This window comes from Paenibacillus sp. FSL R5-0407 (genome assembly GCF_038009185.1).
In the GTDB taxonomy this organism is placed as follows: Bacteria; Bacillota; Bacilli; order Paenibacillales; family Paenibacillaceae; genus Fontibacillus; species Fontibacillus vini.
In genome coordinates this window covers 1,599,792-1,623,703 of sequence record NZ_JBBPAX010000001.1, presented here as the reverse complement: position 1 = coordinate 1,623,703, position 23,912 = coordinate 1,599,792, and the positions used below count along the sequence as shown (strand labels likewise).

Sequence of the window (23,912 nt, the reverse complement as noted above, 5' to 3'; positions counted from 1 at the left end):
GCCAAATCCATGGCTAATCAATACAAATTTTAGGAAGGCGGGATGAATGATGCCAAATACGACATTGCAAAGTCGGCAAGAGCAAACCAGCATATATCTGGAAATTGAGCAAAGCGTGAAAGAAACCGCACAGGAAGTGAGCGGGATCCTGTTCATTTCTTGCGCGGGCGGTCCATCTTATATGGAAACGCAGGTGCGTGGCATCCTGGAATCCCAACCTGGTTTGACTTATAAAATTTGGAACGGTGAGGAGCCGGGAAGCCTGTTTATCTTGCTGCCGGGCCAAACGTTGGATGCCGTGCATTTTCAAGGGCTGCTGCTGAAACAGCGCCTGCAGGAAATCATCGCGGATTTTGATCCGCGGATGACGCTTGCGAGCTTCCCTGAGCAGGGAGAGCTTACGCAGCAGGTGCTGATCCAAATGGAGGATTCCGTCAAGGATCATGCTTCCGGAGAAATCCATATTTTCACGAGAGAAGAAGTGCGTGCTTCACGGAGCCGAATTCTGATCGTCGAGGGAGATGCCACAGTCCGCGAATTTTTGGAAATTCGCCTGCAAATGCAGGGTTACGAGACCGCCGTGGCGGATAACGGACTCTCCGCTTTGGATTTAATGGAGTCGTGGAAGCCGGACCTGGTGCTGACCGAACTGAATTTGTACGGGATTGACGGCCTTCCTTATATTCATCATATTCAGCAGCTGGATGTCGCCCAGGTTCCTAAAATCGTCGTTCTGACGGAGCAACGGGTGGAGCAGACTATCAGCATGTGCTTCCAAAACGGGGTTGACGATTATATTACGAAGCCTTTCTCGCCGGTTGAGCTGGATGCCCGGATTCGTCGCTGCATTCATTAAACGATCTAACAAAATCAAGCCGTTCAAACAGTGATTCTGAACAAGCAAAGGACCTATACAGATAAAACGGAGGTTGGAGCAGTGAATAAACAATATCGGACTTTACTAGAAGCCATCGAATCGAAAAACGCGGTACTGGGAGTGGTAGGCCTTGGGTATGTCGGCCTTCCCCTGGCCGTAGAAATGGTGAAGAAGGGTTTCAAGGTCGTCGGCATCGATCTGGATGCCTCCAAAATTGACAAGATTTATCGCGGAGAATCCTATATTCATGATATCTCCCCTGAAACTCTGGTCGAGGTGATGGGTACCGGCCGCTTCAAACCGACTGCGGATTATGCTTCCCTGCGGGAAATCGATGCCATCAGCATCTGTGTTCCGACCCCGCTCAGCGAGAATCAGGATCCGGATACTTCCTACATTGTGACGGTTGTAGATCAAATTAAGCGCTATATGAAAAAAGGGGTGTTGATCACCCTGGAAAGCACGACATACCCGGGGACGACGGAGGAGTTGATCCAGCGGGAGCTCGAGGCCCTCGGCCATGTTGTCGGGGAAGACTTCTTCCTCTGCTTCTCTCCTGAACGGGTAGACCCTTCAAATACAAAATTCAATACATTCAATACGCCAAAAGTAATCGGGGGAACGACCGAAGCCTGCCTGGCACTCGGCAATGCGCTGTACAGCAAATATGTCGAAACGGTCGTGCCGGTCAGCTCGCCAAAAGTGGCGGAAATGTCCAAATTGCTGGAGAATACGTTCCGCAGTGTCAATATCGCCTTTATCAATGAAATGGCGATGATGTGCGACCGGATGGGCATCGATATTTGGGAGGTCATCGACGCGGCGAAGACGAAACCGTTCGGATTCATGCCGTTTTATCCGGGGCCGGGAATCGGCGGCCATTGCATACCGCTGGATCCGATGTATCTGTCCTGGAAAGCAAAAGGCTTCCGCTTCTACAGTCAATTCATCGAGTTGGCGCAATCGACGAACGACAATATGCCTTATTATGTAGTGAACAAAACGTCCAAAATTTTGAATGAGTATGCGAAGTCCATTAAGAAATCGAACATTCTTATTTTGGGCATGGCCTATAAACCGGATATCGCTGACCTTCGCGAATCGCCGGCACTGGAAGTGTATGAGCTTTACAAAGATAGCGGTGCGGCGGTGGAATACTATGATCCTCACGCGTCAAGCTTCCGCGATAAGAACGGCGTAACCGTTTATGGCGTGCAGTACGATCTGGAGAAATTCAAGTCGTATGACTGCATCGTACTCGTAACCAATCATAGTAGCCTTGATTACGGGGCAATCGCTCATCTAGGCGTGCCGATCGTCGATACGCGCAATGCGTTCCGCGACTTCCGCTTGCCGCATATTTACAAGATCGGTCACTCGGTGCAGCATGTGCTGCAGCAGGACGAGGCGCTGATCGTAGGTTAAAACAAGCGGCTAAATTAAAGGGAGGCGGACAATGAAGATCCGGAATCTTGAGGCTGGGCGCAAGAAACAGCTCTTCATCCTGGGCGGGGGAATCGTATTGTTCTTTCTGCTTCTCGTTATCCGACCTTCCGCTTCCGAAGCCAAGGCGACCTGGCTTTGGAACACGAAGCTGATTCAGCAGCATAGTGAAGATATCATCGCTTTTGCCAAAAAGCAGAAAGTGAAGATCATTTTTTTGCAAATTGGCGGAAATGTTAAGGAGGAGAGCTACCGGAACTTTATCCGGGAGGCTTCCTCCGCCGGGTTGGAGGTGCACGCCTTGGACGGGAAGCCGGAATGGGCGCTGCGCGAACAACGCCGGGAGGCGGATGCTTTTCTCGAATGGGTAAAAGAGTACAATGCGGCGTCTCAGCAGGAAGAAAGGTTTACCGGGGTTCAGTTCGATGTGGAGCCCTACCTGCTGGATGATTGGCAGAAGCGTCAAACGGCCATCGTCAAAGAGTGGGTGGAGAATGCCCGGAGCTGGACCCAAAGCGCCAAAGAAATGGACTTGGAAATCGGCGCGGCCGTTCCTTTCTGGCTGAACGACATTGATTATCCCGGGGCGGAGAAGAAAAAGCCGCTGAATCGATGGATGGTCGAAGAATTTGATTATGTCGCCATTATGGCCTACCGTGATGAAGCGGATAGAATTTATACGGCTGCCAAGGCTACCCTGGAGGAAGGGGACCGGCAAAAAAAACCGGTGTGGGTCGGCGTGGAGCTCGGTAAGAGCAAGGAAGGGCCTGGAGTGTCTTTTCATGGGAAATCCTTTACCTTTCTAACCGGGGAAATCAATAAGCTGGTAAGGATGGTTAAAGGACACTCCTCCTTTGCCGGCATTGCGATCCATAGCTATGAACCCTGGCGTGATAAGCTTGCCAAATGGGAGCAATCGCTAAAAAAGTGAAAATAGATACCAAAACCCCCCGGGTAGATAACCCGGGGGTTTTGGCGTTGTCACATAAGAATTTATAGAATCGAGAAATTTTTGCTATAATGATAGATAACAGTGTAGTGTACATGGGGAATGGAGCGATAGAATGATATTGCACAAGGGAGAAGTTTTGTTCCGTCAGGGAGACGAAGGCGTGTTCCTGTATCACATCAAGAGCGGCTTGTTTAAAGTGACCCGGCTGCATGAGAACGGAAATATGGTATTATTTAATATTTTGTATCCCGGCGAAATGGTTCCTCACCATTCCTTAATCTCGCCAAAAGAAACGCACGGGACAGCGATCGCATTGGTGCGCAGCGAAGTGGAGACAATTCCCGCACAGGAATGGTACCGGGAATTGCAGGAAGACCCGAAGAAGCCGCTTGAGGTAGCGAGACTGCTGCAAGAGAAGGTGCGTTTCATGCAGGAACGGCTGGATCATTTAACGGTAGGCACTCCGGGAGAACGATTGGAACTGTTGTCCAAATGGTTGGGCCAGCATGCGCACGGCGTGCCTTTAACAGAATACCTGACCCAGGAAGAAATCGGCCAGCTGATCGGCGTCCGGCGGGAGACCGTTAATCGCCTGCTACGGCATCATTCATGAGCAGAACCCCCAAGGAATTCCGCATTTCATTTGCGGTTAGCCTTGGGGGTTCTTTAGTTAGTCCTTGTTATTACAGGCTGTCGGCAGGGCCGAAAAATTCAAAATGAATACGTTCTTGCGGTACGCCCCATTCTTTGAGGGCCTGATTGACGGCCCGCATAAACGGTACGGGACCGCAGAAATAGAAGTCCGCTTCCGGATCGGCGACCGTCTTGAGCCATGGGAGATCGATGAAGCCGGTCTTGTCGCAGCTTTCGCCGTCACCCGGAGATTCGTACACATGGTAAGAGCGGAGTCTGTCGGCATGCTCACGCGTAAGCTGGTCGATATGTTCCTTCATGGCATGGTGGCTTCCGCAGCGTGCAGCATGGATATAGACAACATCGCGGTTGGAGTCGCCTTCGACAAGCGTTTCGAGCATGCTGACCATCGGAGTAAGCCCGACGCCGCCGCTCAGCAGTACGACCGGAATTTGCTTCGATTGATCCAGCGTGAAATCGCCGGCCGGTGCGCTGATCTCCACGGTATCGCCTTCTTGAATCTGTTCATGCAGATAAGTGGATACGACGCCTGCCGGATTGTCACCAATGGCGTCCTCCCGTTTCACGGAGATCCGGTAATAAGGATGGCCAGCGGATGTAGACAAACTGTAATGGCGAAGATGAGTGAATTCCTGACCTTCGGGTTTGACTCGGACAGTAATGTATTGGCCTGGCAGGTAAGATGCAATTTCGCCGCCGTCTTCCGGTTTCAGGTAAAAGGACGTAATTACGTCGCTTTCCTTGACCTTGCGCTCAACTACGAAACGGCGGAAACCGCGCCAGCCACCTTTTTGTTGCTCGGCTTCCTGATACATTTCAGCCTCTACGCTGATAAATACGTCCGCAATGACGCCGTAGGCCTGAGCCCAGGCATCGATAATCTCGTCCGTTGCGGCATCTCCAAGCACGGTTTTAATTGCAGCCAGCAGGTTTTCGCCGACAATCGGATAATGCTCCGGTAAAATGCCAAGCGCGCGGTGTTTTTGTGCAATGTTTTTTACAACAGGAAGGATTTCCTCCAACCGGTCGATATGAGCTGCGGCAGCGTATACCGCATTGGCCAGTGCAGCTGGCTGTTTGCCTTGACGTTGGTTAGCGTGGTTAAAAACATTCAGCAGTTCGGGGTGATTTTTAAACATCATTTGATAGAATTGTTTGGTAATGGTTTGTCCATGCACTTCAAGCACGGGAACGGTGGACTTAATCACTTCAATCGTTTTTGCATCCAGCACGTGTAACCCTTCTTTCTTCAAAAATTATCGAGTACGTAACCAGTATAGAGTTGGGAAGTCCCACGCAATAGTGACCTTAATCACACGGAAATTTTCCGAAATGTGAACTATGTTCATTATGCAATGAAGAAAATCACATAAACGTCGATAATTTATTATTTGCAGACATAAGCTGTTTAGTCATCATTGCTTCTGTGGTATAATATGAATAGACAAAAATAGAAAGGATCAGGATACCATGTGTCCCCGAAGGACGAATCCCCAAAGGACGATTTGGAAACGTTGTGATCTCTCTTACACTTAGCTTTTTTCGTGGAGCGTCGGTTTATGGCCAACAACCCTACGAAAGAAGCGTGCTACAATGCGAAGGATGAAGCCCTCCAGGACCTTCTTTTGCGTAGGGAATGGCCGTAAGGTCAACCAAACTACGATAAGAGGGATTCCGAATGAGGAAGAAGACAGGATGGCAAGTTGACGGCAGACAATTATTGACGATGTTGTTCGGTTCATTTTTATTGGCTTTTACGTACTACCACATCAATTTTCAGAACGGATTGTCGGAAGGCGGGTTCGTGGGGCTAGCGCTCCTGGGCAAATATTTGTTCGATTTACCGCCAGCGCTTTCGATGATCGCATTGGATGTTCCGATTTTTATTTTGGCCATATTCTTGAAAGGCCGGAAGTTTATTGTGAATACGCTGATTGCTTCGATGGCGTTCTCGGCATTTTATGAATTGTGTGAACGGTTCTCGCCTTTGACGGTGAACTTAAGCGCAAATTTGCCGCTGGCGGCGCTATTGTCAGGCCTCCTGACAGGACTGGGCGCAGGCCTCGTCATCCGGACGGGCGGAGCAACGGGCGGAGATGATACTTTATCGATGATGATAAGTCAATGGTCCGGGATTAAGATCGGAACCGTGTTTATCATGATGGATGCGGTAGTGCTGATGGTCTCATTGCTATACTTACCGTTTAAAGAAACGATGTTTACCATTATGGCAGTGTTGATTGCCGGAAAAATGATTACCTGGACCGTCCATTACGGACGGAGAGAAATTGCACCACGTCAAATCCCTTACGGGATGAAGAAGAAAACAGCTTGAGCCGCAGGCTCAAGCTGTTTTTTTGTATGTTACCGATCGTCTTGAGGATGGTTCTTATCCCATTCCTCCGCCTTGGCCGTACCGATGGCGATCGCCCGGCCTTCCTCATAGCCCTCTTCGAGCAGGGCATTGGCAATTTCGACCGCTTTGTTCCTCACCCGGGGGTCCAGGTTCTTCATGGACGGCGGGTAATCATTTTTTTTCCAGGGCATGACGAACTCCTCCTTACCGGTGATTATATCTTGTCATTACCCCGATACGAAGCAAAGAAACTATTGTCTATGTCTAGGACCGCCATGAACCTTGCTGTCTGCGGATCAGCACAATCTGGCCGGCATGATAGGCGTCATGCAGCAGCCAGCGGGACAATTCCTCGCCGAGCTTTACCTCGCCGGATTTGTCCGAGTAAGGAGCCTGCAAATCGCTATCCTTCAGTCCGGAAATGGCCTGGCGAAGCTCGTATGCGGTTCGTTCCGTTTCGGCCAAAGTCGCAATCCAGCCCTCGGCGCCCGCAGGATGCTCCAGATTGGAGAACGTCTTTTCGTTAGTCTGAACTCCCGGAACGGAGGGGAGATTTTTAAGCCGGTTGAGGATCCGCTTGTTATAGTAATTGATATGGTTCACCGTTTCACGGATTGAATTGCCTCCGCCGGGAGGAGTCCATTCGGCTTGTTCGGCGGTAACGCTTTGAAGGGCTACGGAAAGAGGAACAATCCATTCTTCGCGATCCCAGGTATTGTCTTTTTGAATGGACAGCAAATCTACGGAATTGATGCTCATTGTTTCATCTCCTTTGGAAGATGGTAACTGGTTAAAATTGCTTTTAGAGGTTACAATGAGATTGTAGCACATCAAACATCGGAATGTAACCACTTATTTATTGTATAGATAGTTACATGCGTTTTGGAGGTAGTGGACGTGGAGACGCTGTGGAGCGATTTTCTGAATAGCGAGTGGCATGACTGGAAGGGGAGCGGATACTCCGAAGATCGGCTGGGTCAGGAAAAATGGCAAACCTACTATTTAAATCAATGGCAATTAAAAGCGCAGGTGCCTGCGGATGATGAAACGGTCGGTGTTATGCGGCAGTTTCGGAGTCGCTTGCATGACATGTCGGTGCGTTGCGCCGCCGGCGCCACACTACCCGCAGAGGATGTGGATGAGCTTAACCGCGTGCTGGATTTGGGTCCCGTGAAGCGGAAAGCGAAGTTGGAAGGCGGAGAACTTGGGATTGGCCTGACTCCGGTTCGGGAGGACTGGCATCAAGTGATGGCGGAAGTGGCCGCCAGTTTTTTACGGAGTCTTATCGAAGGGGAAGGGGGAAGGATTCGGATTTGCGAAAATCCCGATTGCAGATGGGTTTTCTATGATGATACCCGTAACCGGACCAAAAAATATTGCGATGATAAAACGTGCGGTAATTTGATGAAGGTACGCCGTTTTCGAGCAAAAAAGAAGCAGGAACAAGGCAGGACGCAAGACTCCGAAGAGGACAAGTGAGCCCGCCGAATCCCATCCCTAAAATAAAGAAAAATGCGCCCTTGCCTCGGATCATGACGGCAGGAGCGCATTTTTATGTTTAACGATAGCTTCACAATGGAAACTTATTGGAACAAATGTTTATACTCCCCGTAGCCTTCCTTCTCCAGATCCTCCTTCGGTACGAAGCGAAGAGCAGCAGAGTTAATGCAGTAGCGGAGACCGGTAGGCTGAGGTCCGTCATCGAACACGTGGCCCAAATGAGAATTGCCTTCCCGGCTGCGGACCTCCGTGCGTATCATGAAATGGCTGGTATCGGTCTTCTCCTTGATGCTGTAATCGCGCAAGGGGCGAGTGAAGCTCGGCCAGCCGCAGCCTGCATCGAATTTATCGCGCGAGCTGAAGAGCGGCTCTCCCGATACGATATCCACATAGATTCCTTCACCGGTATGGTCCCAGTATTCGCCGGTAAACGGGCGCTCGGTGGCACTGTTCTGAGTGACTTCATATTGGATCGGCGTCAGCTTGGTTTTGAGTTCCTCCGGATTGGCCGGGCCGGACCAGTGCCGCTCAATAAAGTCCTCGCGTCCGGAGCCTTTGCGATAACGTTTATAATGGAGCGGGTTCTTTTTATGATATCCCTGGTGATACTCCTCAGCCGCATAGAAAGGGGACGCGGGAAGAATCTGCGTAACGATCGGTTTGTCGAACCGGCCGCTCTCCGCAAGCTCTTTCTTGGACTGTTCCGCTTCTAACCGCTGCTGTTCATTATGATAAAAAATAGCTGTCCGGTAGGACGAGCCCCGGTCATGAAATTGTCCTCCCTCATCGGTCGGATCGATTTGCTGCCAGAACATTTCCAGCAGTTTCCTGTACGGAAATACGGCTGGGTCGAACGTAATTTGCACGGCCTCATAATGACCGGTCTCATCGGTACAGACTTGCTCGTAAGTCGGATTTTCGATATGTCCTCCGGTATACCCCGAGATAATCCCATGGATCCCCGGGAGTTCTTCAAAAGGCGACACCATGCACCAGAAACAGCCTCCGGCAAAGGTAGCGAGTTCCAGGCCAGCAGCCTGTGATGAATTCATGACGATCCCTCCGTTTCGTTGGGAGATGAAATGTCTCCCGTTACTTCGGCTTCCATTATATCGCTTTTTGCCAGAAAGCCAAAACTTGCGATATGATTTCCTCTTCTTCTTTTTCTATAAACCCACAATACCAGCAGAAGAAACAGCATGTACACGCATGCCGAACCTAATGCGATCCAGGGCCTGCTGAATAGCGACGCTCCCAAGAAAGCGTACAAGAAAACGCTGGGCAGCTTCCCGAACACGGAGGCCGAGAGGTAGGTGAAAAAGGGGATACCGTAAGCCCCCGCATAAATATTGACCGGGGTCTGGGGAAGCACGGGAATCAGTCTGCAAATGACGATCGCTTCAAACGGCCGAGAATCGATGGCCTTGCTTATCGCCTTCAGCGGCTTGATCCGGGCAGTCCAGGCTTGGGCCGCGTCCCGGAACCCGTAGGCCGATCCCCAATAAAGCAGAGCGCCTGCCAGGGTGGAACCGATTAAAGTCACGAGGCCGCCGCCTAAGGCGCCCAACATATAGCCTGCCGCAGCAATAACCAGGCGGTAGGGCATGATGGGGAACACGGCCAGCACAGTGGAAAGCACGATCAGGATCCACAAAGGAGGGTTCCCGGTAACCCAAGCGATCAGCGCATCTTTATATGTGTAAGCTAATACAAAAGCTGCGGCATACACCGCCAGAGTTGTCCACTTTTTCATGGTGCCTCCTTTTTCTCTCCTAATATCATATCAAATCTGAAAAGAGAAATGAGCGGAATTGATGAGACAGTGGCTGGTTTCTCTGAAATAACTATGAAAAATCTAGCGTTATCGCTCTGTTCATGCTATACTAACTTCAATAAAACATGCATGGTTCCCAAAGGGGAGTAGCTAGATACAATAAAGTCGTCATTACGGGTTCATCGCCCCGGCTTTATTGGCAACCTTTCGTTGTTAGCGAGACCTTTGCCCGGCGAGTATTGGGTAAAGGTCTTTTTTGATGCGATAATGCGTCGCGCCCAATATGAGCGCGGCGTATTTTTTTATGCCGAAAACCAGAGTATACAGAAATGTAGAGAACAGAAAGGGGAGAGAACATGGATTTTATGAGCCCGGAATTTTGGATGGCTTTGCTATCCATCATTCTGATCGACCTCGTTCTTGCCGGAGACAATGCTATCGTGATCGGGCTTGCGGCAAGAAACGTACAAAAGGCGGATCAGAAAAAAGTAATTATATGGGGGACCGTCGGGGCTATCATCGTACGTGTTATCATGACGTTGCTTGTACTGGAATTGCTTAACATTCCGGGACTTCGTCTCGTCGGGGGACTGGCGCTGCTATGGATCGCCTACAAGCTGCTTATTGACGAGAAAAATCATGAGATAAATGCAGGCAACCAAATGTGGGCGGCTATCCGTACTATCATTATTGCGGATACGATGATGGGGCTGGATAACGTATTGGCCGTGGCAGGTGCCGCACATGGAGATTTCCTGCTCGTCGTGATCGGACTGGCCGTTTCCGTCCCGATTATGGTTTGGGGCAGCACTATGATCCTGAAGCTTACGGAACGCTTCCCGGTAGTTATTACGATCGGGGCTGCGGTGCTAGCCTGGACGGCTGCAAAAATGCTGGTCGAGGAACCGCTCATTCACGACTGGTTTGCAAACGGATTGGTCAAATATGGTTTTGAAGTCATCGCTATTATCGGAGTCGTAGCTCTTGGCACCATGGTCAAGAAAAAGAAGGAACGCCGACGCCAGATTGAGCAAACCTTGAAGCACGGGAATCAGCCGACCTAACCGGCAGACCCTAAATCATAGGAAAACGCCACCCAACCTCCAAGCTGGAGGGTACGGTGGCGTTTTTTTAATGTATAGAAGTGCACGAACAAATAGCTTAATTAGCTGCGCCTGAACCCCTGGCGGCAAGCCGAAATTGCTTCGGGGACATCCCGTATCTTTTACGGAACACTTTGTGAAAATAATTGTAGCTTGGAAATCCCGAGCTCTCGGCAACATGCTCCAATGTCAGTGGACTGAATATAATCCGCTCGCGGGCCATGTTTAATCGGACTTCCAGCGTGTATTGAATAATACTCGTATCAAACGCTTCTTTGAACAGATGAACCGCGCGAGACACGCTGATCCCGACATGGGCGGCGGCGTCCTCCAGCTTAAAGGGGGAAGCGGCGTTTTCCTCGATATAACTTTTGATCTGATGGGCAAGATAGGTTGGGAAGGTCGGCAGCGGCTGTTGCAGCAAGTTGCGGTCGATATCCATGCACAAGATCTTCAAATAGTATTCCGCAATTTCCGGAGATGGATTGGAGATCCGCTGCTGCTCCAGCATAATTTGCCGGAAAGCTCCCAGTATCCCCTCGGAAAGCGGGAGTCTGATTTTTTTGGGCCGGGTATGCTTCTTCCACCAGTTATCCACCCAATCTCCCGACAAAAAGATATGATAATCCCCGCTGTTGACTACGGTTTCGCCAAGCGGGCTGTTCTCGGCTTCGATCCGCAGTTCGTAAGGCTCTCCGGGTTCAACGAGCAGCAAGTCCCCGGGCTCGACCAATTCCAGACGTCCGTCGATCCGGGTCCGGCAACGGCCTGCAGTCTGGAAACGAATCAGGTGGCTATCTAATCCGTCAGGCTGGATGCTATGGAACGGCTTTCTGTGCACCGAATAACCGGCTAGCAATATTTGCAGGTTTAGATGATCCATAAGGGGCATTCTCCTGTGCTTCTCAAAAAATAATGACCAGATTGTTCATGTTTCAATCATATTATTCATTTTACAAAGATGCAAATTGAAATACCATGTAGAAGAGTCGACTGACATCCGTATCGCTTCGGGAGGAGTGATGAGAATGACAAAAATGAAATTAGGAATTATTGGCTGCGGCAATATCAGCCCTGCCTATTTAACTTATCTTTCGCAGAGTGACGTGATCCAAGTTCACGCCCTGGCGGATTTATTGCCGGAGAAAGCGAAGGAGCGGGCAGAAGAATACGGGATTGCAAACGTATGCACTGTGGAAGAACTTTTGGAGCGGCAGGATATCGATCTTATTTTGAACCTGACGATTCCGTCTTCTCACGCATCGGTAAACCTGAGTGCGCTGAACAGTGGCAAGCATGTATATGTGGAAAAGCCATTGTCTGTTTCGCTGGCGGATGCGAGAGCGACCCTAGATTTGGCGGCGTCAAAACATCTGCGTGTCGGCTGTGCCCCGGATACGTTTCTGGGAGCGGGCATTGAGACGAGCCACCGGGCTATCCAAGACGGATGGATCGGCAAGCCGGTAGCTGCAACCGCTTTTATGATGGGAGCAGGCCCGGAGGATTGGCATCCTAACCCCGACTTCTTTTATGCGGAAGGCGGAGGGCCGATGTTTGATATGGGTCCGTATTACTTGACGGCCCTTGTGCAGCTGCTTGGACCGATCAGCCGGATCAGCGGCAGTGCGGGAAGCCCGCTTCCGGAGCGGGTGATCCAATCGGGTCCACGGGCCGGACAAAGCATTCCGGTACGGACGGCAACGCACTACAGCGGAACACTCGATTTTGTCGGGGGAGCCGTCGGCACGATGGTGATGAGCTTTGACATTCCGGGCGGAAGCACGTTGCCCTGGATCGAAATTTACGGTACCAAAGGAACGTTATCTCTTCCGGATCCGAACTATTTTAACGGTGAAGTCAAAGTCCGCCGTCATGGATCGCAGGAGTGGGAAGTACTGGCGCCCGTATTCGAGTCCGGACCGAATGAACGGGGCAGAGGGCTTGAAGATATGGCGAGGGCCATCTTCGAAGGCGTAGAGCACCAGGCGAGCGGCATAGTAGCCTATCATGTGCTGGAAGCGATGCATGCCTTTGAGCAGTCCTCCAGAGAGGGCCGACATGTTGAACTGGGCAGTGCGGGCCGGCTGCAGGTTGATAAGGATGGTCGTTTGGTAGAGGCCAGAGCTATTGAAATGAAATAGTCAAAAAATAAATACGGGGTGACTTAAAATGGTACAATTAGGATTGCAACTTTATACAGTACGCGATGCGATGGAACAGGATTTCGAAGGTACCCTTCGCAAAGTGGCCGGTCTCGGTTATCAAGGTGTGGAGTTCGCCGGTTATTACGGACGTCCCGCTGAGCAGGTTAAGTCCATATTGGCGGAAACCGGTTTGGCCGCGCTGGGGGCTCATACTCCTTATGCAAGGCTCCGCGATGCGCTGGATGGGGAAATCGCTTACAATAAAGAAATCGGCAACCGCTATCTTATATTTCCTTTCCTGGAGGAAGCTGACCGCACCCGCTGGGCGGAAGTGATTGAGGATTTGAAAAGAATCGGCAAACGCTGCGCCGAGGAGGACATGGTACTCTGCTATCACAACCATGAGTTTGAATTGACCCAGAAGCTTGGTGATGAGACGGTGCTCGACGCGATCTATTCGCAGATTCCGCCTGAATTGATTCAAGTGGAATTGGATTCCTGCTGGGTCAGCTACGCAGGGTTCAGTCCGCTGGAATACATCTCCAAGTACAAGGGTCGCATGCCGCTGCTCCATCTAAAGGACATGATTACAAAACCTGACGGCTCAGCGGAAACGGTGGAGCTCGGCAAGGGTGAAATTCCTATTGCGGACATTGCGGATGCTGCGATTGATGCGGGAGTGAGCTGGATTGTAGTGGAACAGGATTATTGCGCAAATGAACCGTTGGAAAGTATCGCGACAAGCATGAAATGGGTACGCGATTACGCACAAAAAGGAGGAAAACTCAATGTCTAAAACATTAAAAGTTGCAATTATCGGATGCGGTGGCATCGCAAACGGCAAACATCTGCCTAGCCTTGCCAAGCAGCCGCAAGTGGAAATGACGGCCTTCTGCGATATCGTTGAAGAACGCGCAGCCAAGGCGGCTGCCGAATACGGCATTGAAGGCGCAAAGGTGTACACTGATTTCCGTAAACTGCTTGAAGAAAGCGATGTTGATGTCGTGCATGTCTGCACGCCAAACGATTCCCATGCCGAGATTACCGTAGCTTCGCTGGAATCCGGCAGACATGTTATGTGCGAGAAGCCGATGGCCAAAACGGCTGAACAAGCCCGTCAAATGCTGGATGCCGCTAAACGTACCGGCAAGAAGCTCAGCATCGCCTATCAGAACCGGTTCCGCAGCGACAGCTTATACCTGAAGCAGTTGTGCGAGAACGGGGAGCTCGGCGATATCTACTTCGGCAAGGCGCTGGCGCTCCGCCGCCGTGCGGTTCCAACCTGGGGCGTGTTCCTCGACGAAGAGAAACAAGGCGGAGGACCGCTGATCGATATCGGCACCCACGCATTGGACTTGACCCTGTGGCTGATGGACAATTACGAACCGAAAAGCGTTACCGGCTCGGTATTCCACAAGCTTGGCAGCCGAGAGAATGCGGCCAATGCGTTCGGTCCTTGGGATCCGGAGCAATTTAAAGTAGAGGATTCCGCCTTCGGCTTCATTACCATGAAGAACGGAGCGACGATTGCGCTGGAGTCCAGTTGGGCGCTTAACGTACTGGATTTCGGAGAAGCGAGAACTTTGTTGTGCGGAACGGAAGGCGGAGCCGATATGAATGACGGTTTGCGTCTGAATGGCGAAAAAATGAGCCGTTTGTATGAAACGAAAGTTGATTTCGGTTCCGGCGGCGTAGCTTTCTTTGAAGGCGAGCAGGAAACGGACGCGGTACGCGAAGCCAGAGCCTGGGTGGAAGCCGTACTTGAAGACAAGGAACCGCTTGTCAAACCCGAGCAGGCACTCGTCGTAACGGAAATTCTTGAAGCGATTTATGAATCGGCTAGAACAGGCAAAACCGTTTATTTTGATTAATGCAGCACACATGAACTTATTATATAGAAAAGAGCATTTCAGTTACCTGAGGAGGTATGGATATGAAATTAGGTGTTTTTCTCGTACTGTTTGGAGGACGTCCGCTTGAGGAAGCGTTGGATCTGGTAGCCGCTCAAGGATTAAAAGCGGTGGAGATCGGCACCGGCGGCCATCCCGGCAATGCGCATTGCAACCCGGACGAACTGCTGGAGAACAAAACGGCACGCGATAACTTCAAGAAGGCGGTGGAATCCCGCGGCCTCACCATTAGTGCGCTGAGCTGCCACGGCAACCCGCTGCATCCGCAAAAGGCAATTGCCAAAGAGTTCCATGATGCGTATGTGAAGACGGTTCAATTGGCTGAGCTTCTGGAAGTTCCGGTTGTTAATACGTTTTCCGGATGTCCAGGTGACCATGAGGACGCCAAGTATCCGAACTGGCCGGTCGCTCCGTGGCCGAATGATTTCAAGGAAGTCCTGGATTGGCAGTGGGAGAACAAAGTGATTCCTTACTGGACCGAATGGGGCAAATATGCCGCAGATCATCATGTGAAAATCGGACTTGAGCTGCACGGCGGGTTCTCCGTGCACACGCCGGCTACACTGCTTCGTTTGCGCGAGGCGGCCGGCGAGGTCATCGGTGCCAACCTGGACCCAAGCCACATGTGGTGGCAAGGAATCGATCCGGTGCAGGCGATTTCCATTTTGGGCCGGGAGAACGCGATCCATCATTTCCATGCCAAGGATACAACGATCGATCCGGTCAATGTCAACCGGTATGGCATTACGGACATGCAGCCATATACGGCAATGCTGGACCGTGCATGGCAATTCCGCACGGTAGGCTACGGTCATGACCTCAAGACCTGGGCCGATATCATCAGCGCTCTAAGACTGCACGGATACGATTATGTGGTCAGCATCGAGCATGAGGACGGATTGATGTCCACAGAAGAAGGATTTACCAAAGCGGTTCGAAACCTACAGCAAATCCTGATTGAGGATTCCGCCGCAGATATGTGGTGGGTATAAGTTTCCGGGTACCGAAATATACTTAGCATGTAGCGGCTGCCGCCCGGCAGCCGCTTTTTCATATCAAGGAATTGTTGTATAATTCAAGATAGACGTGGCGTGAAACGCAGGTGTTCATTCCTTATCAAATATGCTATGATGAAATATACTAACTAATTGTAAGTCTCATACGGCTCCAATATCGGTTTATATATTAAGAGGTGAATTCAGATGGAAGATAATAATTTCGCGATGTGTCCACGTTTTGAATCCGCGTTTGTGATTCTCGGCAAACGCTGGAACGGTCTGATCATTCATACATTGATGAGCGGACCCAAGCGTTTTAAGGACATTTCTAACGGGATTCCGGCCATGAGCGATAAGATGCTCTCCGAACGGATGAAGGATCTGGAGAACGAGGGGATCGTTGACCGGCATGTCTATCCCGAAACTCCAGTACGCATTGAATACGAACTGACGGAAAAAGGAAGAGCGCTAAGTCCGGTCATGGAACAGGTGCAATGCTGGGCTGAGCAGTGGATCGAGTAGTCTACGTGCCGTTATCCCGCAGCGGAGCGGCACGAATTATATAGAAAGTGGGTGTACTTGTGGCTGAGGTAATAGTAATCGGAGCGGGACCAGCAGGATCTAGCGCAGCATTATTTCTGGCCAAGGCAGGGAAGGAAACCCTGGTTCTTGACAGCAATGCCAGTATGACGAAACGGGCATGGATTGAGAATCACTATGGAGCCAAGGACATTTCCGGACCGGATTTGCTAAAAATCGGTCGGGAGCAGGCCCAGAAGTTCGGAGCCAAGTTCATTGAGGAGAAAGTTACGGTAGTGGATACGAACGGCGGATCCAAAGTGACCGTAAAGACGGAATCCGGCCGAAGCTATGAGGCATCCCATGTCATCCTGGCAACCGGAGCATTGACGGAATTGGCGGGGGCGATCGGCCTTGAGCTTAAGGAAGGCAGAGAACCTAGAATCAAGACCGTGATCGATACCGACGGAAACGGACGCACAAGCAATCCGCGGATATGGGCTGCTGGTACGGTCGCCGGCGTAAGCGTTCACACGATTATTACGGCGGGTGACGGCGCTAAAGTAGCCATCGAGCTGATCAGTGAACTGAATGGCGAACGCTACGTGGACCACGATGTATTAAAGTCATAACGTTATAACATCCACCAAAACACATAAATGAATAGTGGCAGATTCAAAGCTTCCCAGAGTTAATGTCTCTTGGGAAGCTTTTTTGCGCAGAATGGACAAAAGGTTTGTGACGCCAATCACAAAGCAGGGGGTAAAGGTACGCTAAATTGAATATAGTTTGATTAGAGATGCTAAACAGGAGGGAATAGGTGTGATGGAGCAGAAGCTGCTATTCGACAAGAAAAGTTTAGTCCGGGATATCGTACTTGAATTCCCGAAATCAGCAGATTATTTTCGTCGCCGCAAAATTGACTTTTGCTGCGGTGGTAACCGGCCTCTTCAAGAGGCGGCAAAGGAAAGAAATCTGGAAGTCGATGAACTGCTATCCGATTTGGCAAAACTGGCCGTGGATCATCCGAATGCGGAGGAGAGGGATTCCTGGACCGATGCGGATTCGCAAACCCTTATCGGGCATATCGTGAATAAGCATCACGCTTATTTGCGTGAAGAATTGCCGGAGCTGCATAAGAGTGTAATCAAGGTCTCTCGCGTACATGGCGGGCACGATCCTCATTTAGTCGAAGTAGAACAACTGTACGGCCAGCTCCGAAACGAACTGCTTGAACATACAGCCAAGGAAGAAGCGGAAGTTTTTCCGAAAATGATAAATTGGGAACTGGGTCAAGAACAAGAAGTTCTAAATAAAATGCTTGCGGCGATTACAGAATTGGAAGCGGAGCATGACGGGGCAGGCAAGATTTTGAAACGCTTGAGAGATATTACCGGAGATTTTCAGCCGCCGGCGCATGCTTGTACGACGTACCGTACGACTTATGCACGATTGGAAGAGCTGGAAGGGATGACATTTAGTCATATTCACCTTGAAAATAACATTTTGTTTCCTCGTTACACGTCTTTATAAGCAGAGAAAAGTGGAATATGGACCTTCCCTCCTTGAGCAGGAGGGAAAAAATTGTGTTTTTCAATAGAAAAACATAAAAATGTATGAACAATATTGTGATAAGTTTCACATTTAGTGTGAAATAGATCACAATGTATTTTGAATTTTAAATTATAATTAAGTTATTAAAGAAAAAGAAAATGTTAGTGGACAAAGAAACGATTGCATTTTGAAGGAGGCAATTCCAATATGGGAACAGATAGAGAAAAGCTCGTGGTGATCGGTAACGGGATGGCGGGAATCAGCGCTGTCGAACAAATTTTGAAATTGACGAAGAGATTTGATATTACGGTGTTCGGGAGCGAGCCGCACCCCAACTATAACCGGATTATGTTGTCTTATGTTTTGGAAGGCAGCAAAACGATCGATGATATCGTGCTTAATGATTTGAACTGGTACCGGGAGAATGGAATTACGCTGTATACGGGAACTACGGTTGCCAAAATCGATGAGCAGACTAAAGAAGTAGTTACCGCGGACGGAATGCGGGTTCCTTATGACAAGGTGCTGATTGCTACAGGTTCCAACTCGTTCATTTTGCCGATTCCAGGCAGCGACAAAGAAGGCGTAGTTGGTTTCCGCGACATTGCAGACTGCAATCAAATGCTTGAAGCGGCTAAAACCTGCCGTACAGCAGCCGTCATCGGCGGAGGATTGCTTGGTCTTGAAGCAGCTAAAGGGCTGGTTCAGCTTGGGATGGATGTTACGGTCGTTCACTTGATGGAGGACTTGATGGAGCGTCAGCTTGATCACCAAGCCGCTTCGATGCTGAAATCGGAGCTCGAGCGCCAGGGAATCAAATTCAAAATGGGCGCGCAAACGGCCGAATTGCTGGGCGAAACGAGAGTCAGCGGCCTGCGGTTTGCCGACGATACGGTATTGGATGCCGAGTTTGTCGTAATGGCGGTAGGGATCAAACCGAATGTCGCGGTTGCCAAGGAAAGCGGAATTACCGTCAATCGCGGGATTGTTGTTGACGACTATATGCAAACCTCGATGGAAGGCGTGTACTCGGTCGGCGAATGTACGGAACACCGTGGCACCTGCTACGGCCTGGTTGCTCCTTTATTCGAACAGGGCATGGTGCTGGCTAAACACATTAGCGGCGTCGAAGCCCCTCCGTATGAAGGTTCGGTCGTATCGACCAAGCTTAAAATTTCGGGCGTTGACGTGTTCTCGACCGGTGAATTCATCGATGGTCCGGAGCACACCGTGATTGCGAATAAAGATGATTGGAAACGTACCTACAAGAAAATTTTGCTGAAAGACGGAGTTATGGTCGGTGCCGTACTCTTCGGTGATATTACGGATTCGGCTGAACTGCAAAAGCTGATTAAACAGAAAACGGTCATGACGGATGAATTGTACGGTACATTGATGGGAACCGGCTGCTGCGGCGGCGGGGCCAAGAAGACCACATCCGTGGAAAGCATGCCGGATGAAGAAATCGTCTGCGGCTGCAACGGCGTTACCAAAGGTACGATCGTAGATGTAATTACGAATCAAGGTATGACAACGGTTGATGAAATCAAAGCATGTACCGGAGCCACCCGTTCTTGCGGAGGCTGCAAACCGATGGTTGAGCAAATTTTGCAGTATGTGCTTGGGGACGGCTTCAAGTCAACAGCCAAACAAGGAATTTGCGGCTGCACTACCTTGAGCCGTGATGAAATCGTGGCCGAAATCAAGGAGAAGGGCCTGCAAACAACTAAAGAAGTAATGAATGTGCTGGGTTGGAGCCAACCGGAAGGCTGCTCGAAGTGCCGGCCGGCCATTAACTACTACCTCGGGATGATCAATCCGGATACGCATGAAGACGAAAAGGAATCGCGTTTTGTCAACGAGCGGATGAACGCGAATATTCAGAAGGACGGAACCTATACTGTCGTTCCCCGCATGTATGGCGGTGTGACTACACCGGAAGAATTGAAACGGATTGCGGACATTTCGCTGAAATACGATGTGAAGGTCGTTAAAGTAACCGGCGGCCAACGGCTTGATTTGATCGGCGTCAAAAAAGAGGATTTGCCAAAAGTCTGGGAAGAACTCGACATGCCTTCGGGCTATGCGTACGCTAAATCGCTGCGCACGGTGAAAACCTGCGTCGGTTCGCAGTTCTGCCGATTCGGTACCCAGGATTCGATGGGAATGGGGGCTACGCTGGAACGCAAATTCGAGCGTCTCGACTTCCCTGCCAAATTCAAATTGGCTGTGAACGGATGCCCGCGGAACTGCGCGGAATCGTGCACGAAGGATATCGGGATCGTCGGTAATGACGGCGGATGGGAAATTTTCGTCGGCGGTAACGGCGGGATCAAAGCCCGGCTTGCGGATTCGCTCTGCAAAGTGAAGACCGATGAAGAACTGATCGAAATTGTCGGTGCGGTTATGCAGTACTACCGTGAAACCGGCAACTATCTTGAGAGAACCTCGGAATGGGTGGAACGCATCGGTCTGGAACAGATCAAGACCGCTGTAGTAGATAATCCTGAGAATCGGAAGGCGCTTATGGAACGGATTGAATTTGCTCTGCAGCAAGTAGAGGATCCGTGGAAGAAAGCGATTCGCGACAACGAGAACAGCGACAAATTGTTTAATCGCTTGGAAGTTGGTAATCAACTGTAAACATTGGTTAATAGTGAAAGGAGAGTACGATACATGACTAAAGAGAATAACGAATTTATTTCTGTAGGTGCTGTGGATCATTTTCTGGTACAGATCGGACGTGTAGTGGAGATCGGGGGGCGGCAGATTGCCGTCTTCCGCCTCTCCGATAACCGGATTTTCGCAGCTGTAAATAAGAATCCTCATCCGAAAGGCGGACCGCTTGCGGAAGGGATTGTTTCGGGACATTACTTGTACGATCCGCTGTACGACTGGAAAATCGATCTGACCACCGGTCTGGTTCAAGCTCCGGACACCGGCCAGGCGCAAATGGTGCCGGTCAAGATAGAGGATGGGCAGGTATGGATTGGCGCGGGGGAATTACAAACTGTATAGCGGCTTGATTGCTGCATAGCAACGCACTTGGGAGAGAGAGTGGGGAAAGTCAAATGTTTACACAAAGCGTAGAATCCATTGTGGAAGCAGCCGTTAAAAAGAAAGAGAAGATGAATGAAAGTTTGCCCCGGTACTTTGTATCAACGCTCCTGGCGGGAGCGTACGTGGGACTGGGCATCATCCTGATATTTAGCGTGGGTGCGCCGCTGGCCGCGGTGAAGTCACCGTTTCAGAGTATGGTTATGGGGATGTCGTTCGGGCTCGCCCTCACACTTGTCATTTTTGCCGGTTCCGAACTGTTTACGGGGAACAACATGTTCTTTACTGCCAGTACTTTGGCTAAGCGTACCACGGTATCGGATACCCTCAAAAACTGGATAATCGTCTTTCTCGGCAACTTAGCGGGGGCGATTATCCTCAGTTTACTGATCGTAGGCTCCGGTTTGTTCAAAACCGCCGCTCCGGAACATCTGATCTTTGCGGCTGCAGCCAAGAAAATGGGCGCCCCGGTCATGGAACTGTTTTTCCGCGGCATTTTGTGTAACTGGCTTGTATGCCTGGCCATCTGGATGGCCAACCGGGCGAAGGATGACATTTCCAAGCTTGTCCTGATCTGGTGGTGTCTCTATGCCTTTATCGCGAGTGGTTATGAGCATAGCGTGGCTAACATGACGCTGCTCAGCTTGTCCATGATGCTGCCGAATCACCCCGAAACGATATCGCTTGCCGGATGGTTTCATAATATGATTCCCGTCACGCTCGGCAACATTATCGGCGGCGCCGTATTCGTAGGTATGGCCTACTGGTTTATCTCACCGGTGCGCAAGAAATAACCCCGTTCAAAAGCAAATAAAGCTGCTTAAGAGCTGCATTAACGGTCTGTAGTGACTGCTGATGCAGCTTTTTTGTTGACTAAAAATGGTTAGTCTCCTCCAGGAATTGATGATTAAAATCAATATTTAACTGGCTTTTTATTAAACTAGTTTCTATTATAAAATGCAGCGGGCTAGCTTATTATAGGAGGACGAATGTGATGCACAATATTAGATTTGCTCAGGATTATAAAAATAATGACCGTGCTAGAAAGAGCTTATCAGATTTAGCCCAAGGCACGTTTGGCATAAGTTTTGAGGACTGGTATCAAAAAGGGTATTGGAAGGAACGCTTTATCCCTTACTCTTATTTGGATGGAGATCGGGTTATTGCGAATGTGTCCGTAAGTATTATGGATTTAATTATAAACGGGGAAGTCAGCCAGGCTGTTCAAATCGGCACGGTGATGACGCACCCGGATTATCGCAATAAAGGCTTGTCGTCACGTTTGCTGACAAAAGTCCTTGATGATTATGAACATAAGTGTGAATACATATATCTTTTCGCGAATGAATCCGTATTGGATTTTTACCCGAAATTCGGATTTCGTCCGGTTCAGGAACAGCTTTTTTCACTGGAAAATATATCGGAATATCGATCTGGTCCAGCTGCAAATAAAAATGTCAGGAAGCTGGATATGCAAAATGAGGCTGACCGGGCATTGATGTATCAAAGATCTCTGGAAAGGCTCCCCAATTCTCAACGCTGGGGAACTGCTAATTCGGAAGGGATACTCATGTTCTATGGTTTGAATGTTTTTAGTGAGGAGATTTATTATTTGGAAGAGGAGAATATCATCGTTATTTATAAGAAAGAAGAGGATCGTATCGATCTGTTCGATATCATAAGTGCAAAGGAGTTTGAAATTCAGGATATCCTATCGCATATTGCAGACAAAGACGTTAGGAAAATCGTGTTTCACTATACTCCGGATTATAAAAATATGTATCTTAATCAGCAAGCGTATGATGGGGGACTATTTGTCAGGACGCGTAGCAGCGATATTTCCTCGTTCCACAACATAAAATACCCGATTACGTCTACCACTTAAGGCACCGCTGTTCAGAATATAGAATGGCAAGGTTAATATTACCTCTATACCAAACAGGACGGGGCAGATAAACTAAGGCTGCACCGTCCTTGTTATAAAGTTGTTTCCCCATAGACATCTCATTTTGTTAGATCCGGCAAATTTCATTCGGACAGAGCTCACAATGGCAAATGTCCTGCAGCATCACGAGGTCCTTGATTACGATCATGCCGTTCTCATATTCGAGTGCGTCCTTCTTGCGCAGATCGCTCAACATCCGGTTGACGCTTTCGCGGGTGGCGCCGATCATGTTCGACAGGTCGGTATGGGTGATTTTTTTGTTGATAAGGATATTGTCACCATGTTGTTCGCCGTAAGTATTGCTCAAGCGGATCAGGGTCGAGCAGAGGGCACCCGGTTTACCGTACATCATCAGGTCGCGGAACTTGGTTTGTGTCAGACGGTGATGAATCCCCATCCATTTCATAAAGTCGATCGCAAAATCGCAATGCTGGCAAATCATGATTTCCAGGTCTTTTTGTTCAATTACTCCGATCTCGCTGTCTTCAATAACTTCTGCAGTGAAGCTGTGCTTAGTGCTAAAGAAGGGATCCGCTTGGCCCACCATATCTCCGCGTCCATACATATAGAGGATGAGCTCTTTTCCTTCATCGGTCGATTTGGTCAGTTTGACGCGTCCGCGTTTAACATAGAACAGTTTATCGGAAAAGTCGCCTTCCCAGAACAAATGCGTTCCTTCGGGATATGCTTTTTCTTTCATAGTGACAAGAAGACGGTTGAAGTTTTGCTCTGTAAAACAGCTCGTATTGCCGCGGGGCAGCGTAGCGCTCACGATTTCACTCATCATTGATTTCCCCTTTGTGTTCCAAATTTTTCTGAAAATTTTAAATTAATTATATAACGTTTTTAGAGGTTTGAGGGGACTGTAAAGCCTGAAAAAGTGTCGAAATTTCAACATTGTGACTAATTTCACTTTTTTACCGAGTGTAATATTGCTCACTAAATAGGTTGGGAATATAGGCCTAGAAAGGCTGGAATGCAAATTTGAACTGAAAAAACAATCAAAGAACAATGAAAAATTTCATTATTTTAAAGTACGTGAAAAAATTCACTATACAAATCAAACCAGCTGTGCTATGCTAAGACCATAAGAGAAGCGCAAAGCTTCACAAGGATGGACCCGAAC

25 protein-coding genes are annotated in these 23,912 nt (G+C 49.5%); 18 read left to right on the top strand and 7 right to left on the bottom strand.

Going from position 1 to position 23,912, the window contains the following annotated elements; all coding sequences use genetic code 11:
- Positions 1–46 precede the first annotated feature (46 nt).
- The 4 genes from NYE70_RS07960 to NYE70_RS07945 all read left to right on the top strand — a co-directional run bounded on the left by NYE70_RS07960 (position 47) and on the right by NYE70_RS07945 (position 3,885).
- A complete protein-coding gene (locus NYE70_RS07960; RefSeq protein WP_244861398.1) occupies positions 47–856 on the top strand; it encodes a response regulator transcription factor in 810 nt (269 codons plus the stop codon).
- Between the two features lie 81 nt (positions 857–937).
- Complete coding sequence (locus tag NYE70_RS07955) at positions 938–2,302, top strand: nucleotide sugar dehydrogenase (RefSeq protein ID WP_341045605.1); 1,365 nt, start codon at positions 938–940, stop codon at positions 2,300–2,302.
- 31 nt (positions 2,303–2,333) lie between these two features.
- Complete coding sequence (locus tag NYE70_RS07950) at positions 2,334–3,251, top strand: SGNH/GDSL hydrolase family protein (protein ID WP_211019652.1); 918 nt, start codon at positions 2,334–2,336, stop codon at positions 3,249–3,251.
- 133 nt (positions 3,252–3,384) lie between these two features.
- Positions 3,385–3,885 carry a Crp/Fnr family transcriptional regulator gene (locus NYE70_RS07945; protein WP_213653959.1) on the top strand — a complete coding sequence of 167 codons (501 nt, stop codon included), beginning with the start codon at positions 3,385–3,387 and terminating at the stop codon, positions 3,883–3,885.
- A gap of 70 nt (positions 3,886–3,955) precedes the next feature.
- Here NYE70_RS07945 and hmpA read toward each other — a convergent pair whose 3' ends face one another.
- Positions 3,956–5,158: an NO-inducible flavohemoprotein gene (hmpA, locus tag NYE70_RS07940; protein WP_341045603.1), complete on the bottom strand. Its 1,203-nt coding sequence runs from the start codon at positions 5,156–5,158 to the stop codon at positions 3,956–3,958.
- Positions 5,159–5,604: 446 nt separating this feature from the next.
- On the opposite strand from hmpA, the gene NYE70_RS07935 reads away from it, so the two are divergent.
- Positions 5,605–6,261, top strand: coding sequence for a YitT family protein (locus NYE70_RS07935; RefSeq protein WP_213653961.1), 657 nt, complete (start codon positions 5,605–5,607; stop codon positions 6,259–6,261).
- Between the two features lie 29 nt (positions 6,262–6,290).
- Here NYE70_RS07935 and NYE70_RS07930 read toward each other — a convergent pair whose 3' ends face one another.
- Together NYE70_RS07930 and NYE70_RS07925 are read right to left on the bottom strand one after the other, a co-directional pair.
- Positions 6,291–6,473 carry a hypothetical protein gene (locus NYE70_RS07930; RefSeq protein ID WP_211019648.1) on the bottom strand — a complete coding sequence of 61 codons (183 nt, stop codon included), beginning with the start codon at positions 6,471–6,473 and terminating at the stop codon, positions 6,291–6,293.
- Positions 6,474–6,546: 73 nt separating this feature from the next.
- On the bottom strand, positions 6,547–7,041 hold the full coding sequence (locus NYE70_RS07925; protein WP_341045601.1) for a DinB family protein: 495 nt from the start codon (positions 7,039–7,041) through the stop codon (positions 6,547–6,549).
- Between the two features lie 138 nt (positions 7,042–7,179).
- Between NYE70_RS07925 and NYE70_RS07920 the strand changes: the two genes are divergently transcribed.
- The gene (locus NYE70_RS07920) at positions 7,180–7,761 is read left to right on the top strand and encodes a CGNR zinc finger domain-containing protein (protein ID WP_341045600.1); all 582 of its coding nucleotides are present in this window, start codon (positions 7,180–7,182) and stop codon (positions 7,759–7,761) included.
- Between the two features lie 104 nt (positions 7,762–7,865).
- On the opposite strand, the gene msrB is transcribed toward NYE70_RS07920, so the two are convergent.
- Together msrB and NYE70_RS07910 are read right to left on the bottom strand one after the other, a co-directional pair.
- Positions 7,866–8,834, bottom strand: coding sequence for a peptide-methionine (R)-S-oxide reductase MsrB (gene msrB / locus NYE70_RS07915; protein ID WP_341045599.1), 969 nt, complete (start codon positions 8,832–8,834; stop codon positions 7,866–7,868).
- Positions 8,831–9,535: a TVP38/TMEM64 family protein gene (locus NYE70_RS07910; protein WP_341045598.1), complete on the bottom strand. Its 705-nt coding sequence runs from the start codon at positions 9,533–9,535 to the stop codon at positions 8,831–8,833. The genes msrB and NYE70_RS07910 overlap by 4 nt, the downstream gene beginning before the upstream one ends.
- 377 nt (positions 9,536–9,912) lie before the next feature.
- Here NYE70_RS07910 and NYE70_RS07905 point away from each other — a divergent pair, with 377 nt between their 5' ends.
- Positions 9,913–10,620 carry a TerC family protein gene (locus NYE70_RS07905; protein WP_211019643.1) on the top strand — a complete coding sequence of 236 codons (708 nt, stop codon included), beginning with the start codon at positions 9,913–9,915 and terminating at the stop codon, positions 10,618–10,620.
- Between the two features lie 97 nt (positions 10,621–10,717).
- Here the strand turns inward: NYE70_RS07905 and NYE70_RS07900 are convergent, their stop codons facing one another.
- The gene (locus NYE70_RS07900; RefSeq protein WP_373316772.1) at positions 10,718–11,542 is read right to left on the bottom strand and encodes an AraC family transcriptional regulator; all 825 of its coding nucleotides are present in this window, start codon (positions 11,540–11,542) and stop codon (positions 10,718–10,720) included.
- A 145-nt stretch (positions 11,543–11,687) separates the two neighbouring features.
- Between NYE70_RS07900 and NYE70_RS07895 the strand changes: the two genes are divergently transcribed.
- The 11 genes from NYE70_RS07895 (at position 11,688) to NYE70_RS07845 (ending at position 22,726) form a co-directional block, all read left to right on the top strand.
- On the top strand, positions 11,688–12,800 hold the full coding sequence (locus tag NYE70_RS07895) for a Gfo/Idh/MocA family protein (RefSeq protein WP_341045597.1): 1,113 nt from the start codon (positions 11,688–11,690) through the stop codon (positions 12,798–12,800).
- 28 nt (positions 12,801–12,828) lie between these two features.
- Entirely contained in the window at positions 12,829–13,599 is a 771-nt protein-coding gene (locus NYE70_RS07890; protein ID WP_341045596.1) for a sugar phosphate isomerase/epimerase family protein, read from the top strand.
- Positions 13,592–14,674, top strand: a complete 1,083-nt coding sequence (locus NYE70_RS07885) for a Gfo/Idh/MocA family protein (RefSeq protein WP_211019639.1) — start codon at positions 13,592–13,594, stop codon at positions 14,672–14,674. Before NYE70_RS07890 ends, NYE70_RS07885 begins: the two co-directional genes overlap by 8 nt.
- Positions 14,675–14,736: 62 nt before the next feature.
- On the top strand, positions 14,737–15,705 hold the full coding sequence (locus NYE70_RS07880; protein ID WP_213653969.1) for a sugar phosphate isomerase/epimerase family protein: 969 nt from the start codon (positions 14,737–14,739) through the stop codon (positions 15,703–15,705).
- 210 nt (positions 15,706–15,915) lie between these two features.
- Positions 15,916–16,233, top strand: a complete 318-nt coding sequence (locus tag NYE70_RS07875) for a winged helix-turn-helix transcriptional regulator (protein ID WP_211019637.1) — start codon at positions 15,916–15,918, stop codon at positions 16,231–16,233.
- A gap of 59 nt (positions 16,234–16,292) precedes the next feature.
- A complete protein-coding gene (locus NYE70_RS07870) occupies positions 16,293–16,862 on the top strand; it encodes an FAD-dependent oxidoreductase (RefSeq protein WP_211019636.1) in 570 nt (189 codons plus the stop codon).
- A 193-nt stretch (positions 16,863–17,055) separates the two neighbouring features.
- Complete coding sequence (ric, locus tag NYE70_RS07865; protein WP_290406213.1) at positions 17,056–17,763, top strand: iron-sulfur cluster repair di-iron protein; 708 nt, start codon at positions 17,056–17,058, stop codon at positions 17,761–17,763.
- A gap of 228 nt (positions 17,764–17,991) precedes the next feature.
- On the top strand, positions 17,992–20,427 hold the full coding sequence (gene nirB / locus NYE70_RS07860; RefSeq protein WP_341045593.1) for a nitrite reductase large subunit NirB: 2,436 nt from the start codon (positions 17,992–17,994) through the stop codon (positions 20,425–20,427).
- 33 nt (positions 20,428–20,460) lie between these two features.
- Entirely contained in the window at positions 20,461–20,802 is a 342-nt protein-coding gene (gene nirD, locus NYE70_RS07855) for a nitrite reductase small subunit NirD (protein WP_213653972.1), read from the top strand.
- 53 nt (positions 20,803–20,855) lie between these two features.
- A complete protein-coding gene (locus NYE70_RS07850) occupies positions 20,856–21,635 on the top strand; it encodes a formate/nitrite transporter family protein (RefSeq protein ID WP_211019633.1) in 780 nt (259 codons plus the stop codon).
- Positions 21,636–21,835: 200 nt separating this feature from the next.
- A complete protein-coding gene (locus NYE70_RS07845) occupies positions 21,836–22,726 on the top strand; it encodes a GNAT family N-acetyltransferase (protein WP_341045591.1) in 891 nt (296 codons plus the stop codon).
- A gap of 127 nt (positions 22,727–22,853) precedes the next feature.
- Here NYE70_RS07845 and NYE70_RS07840 read toward each other — a convergent pair whose 3' ends face one another.
- Positions 22,854–23,570, bottom strand: a complete 717-nt coding sequence (locus tag NYE70_RS07840; RefSeq protein WP_211019631.1) for a Crp/Fnr family transcriptional regulator — start codon at positions 23,568–23,570, stop codon at positions 22,854–22,856.
- Positions 23,571–23,912 lie beyond the last annotated feature (342 nt).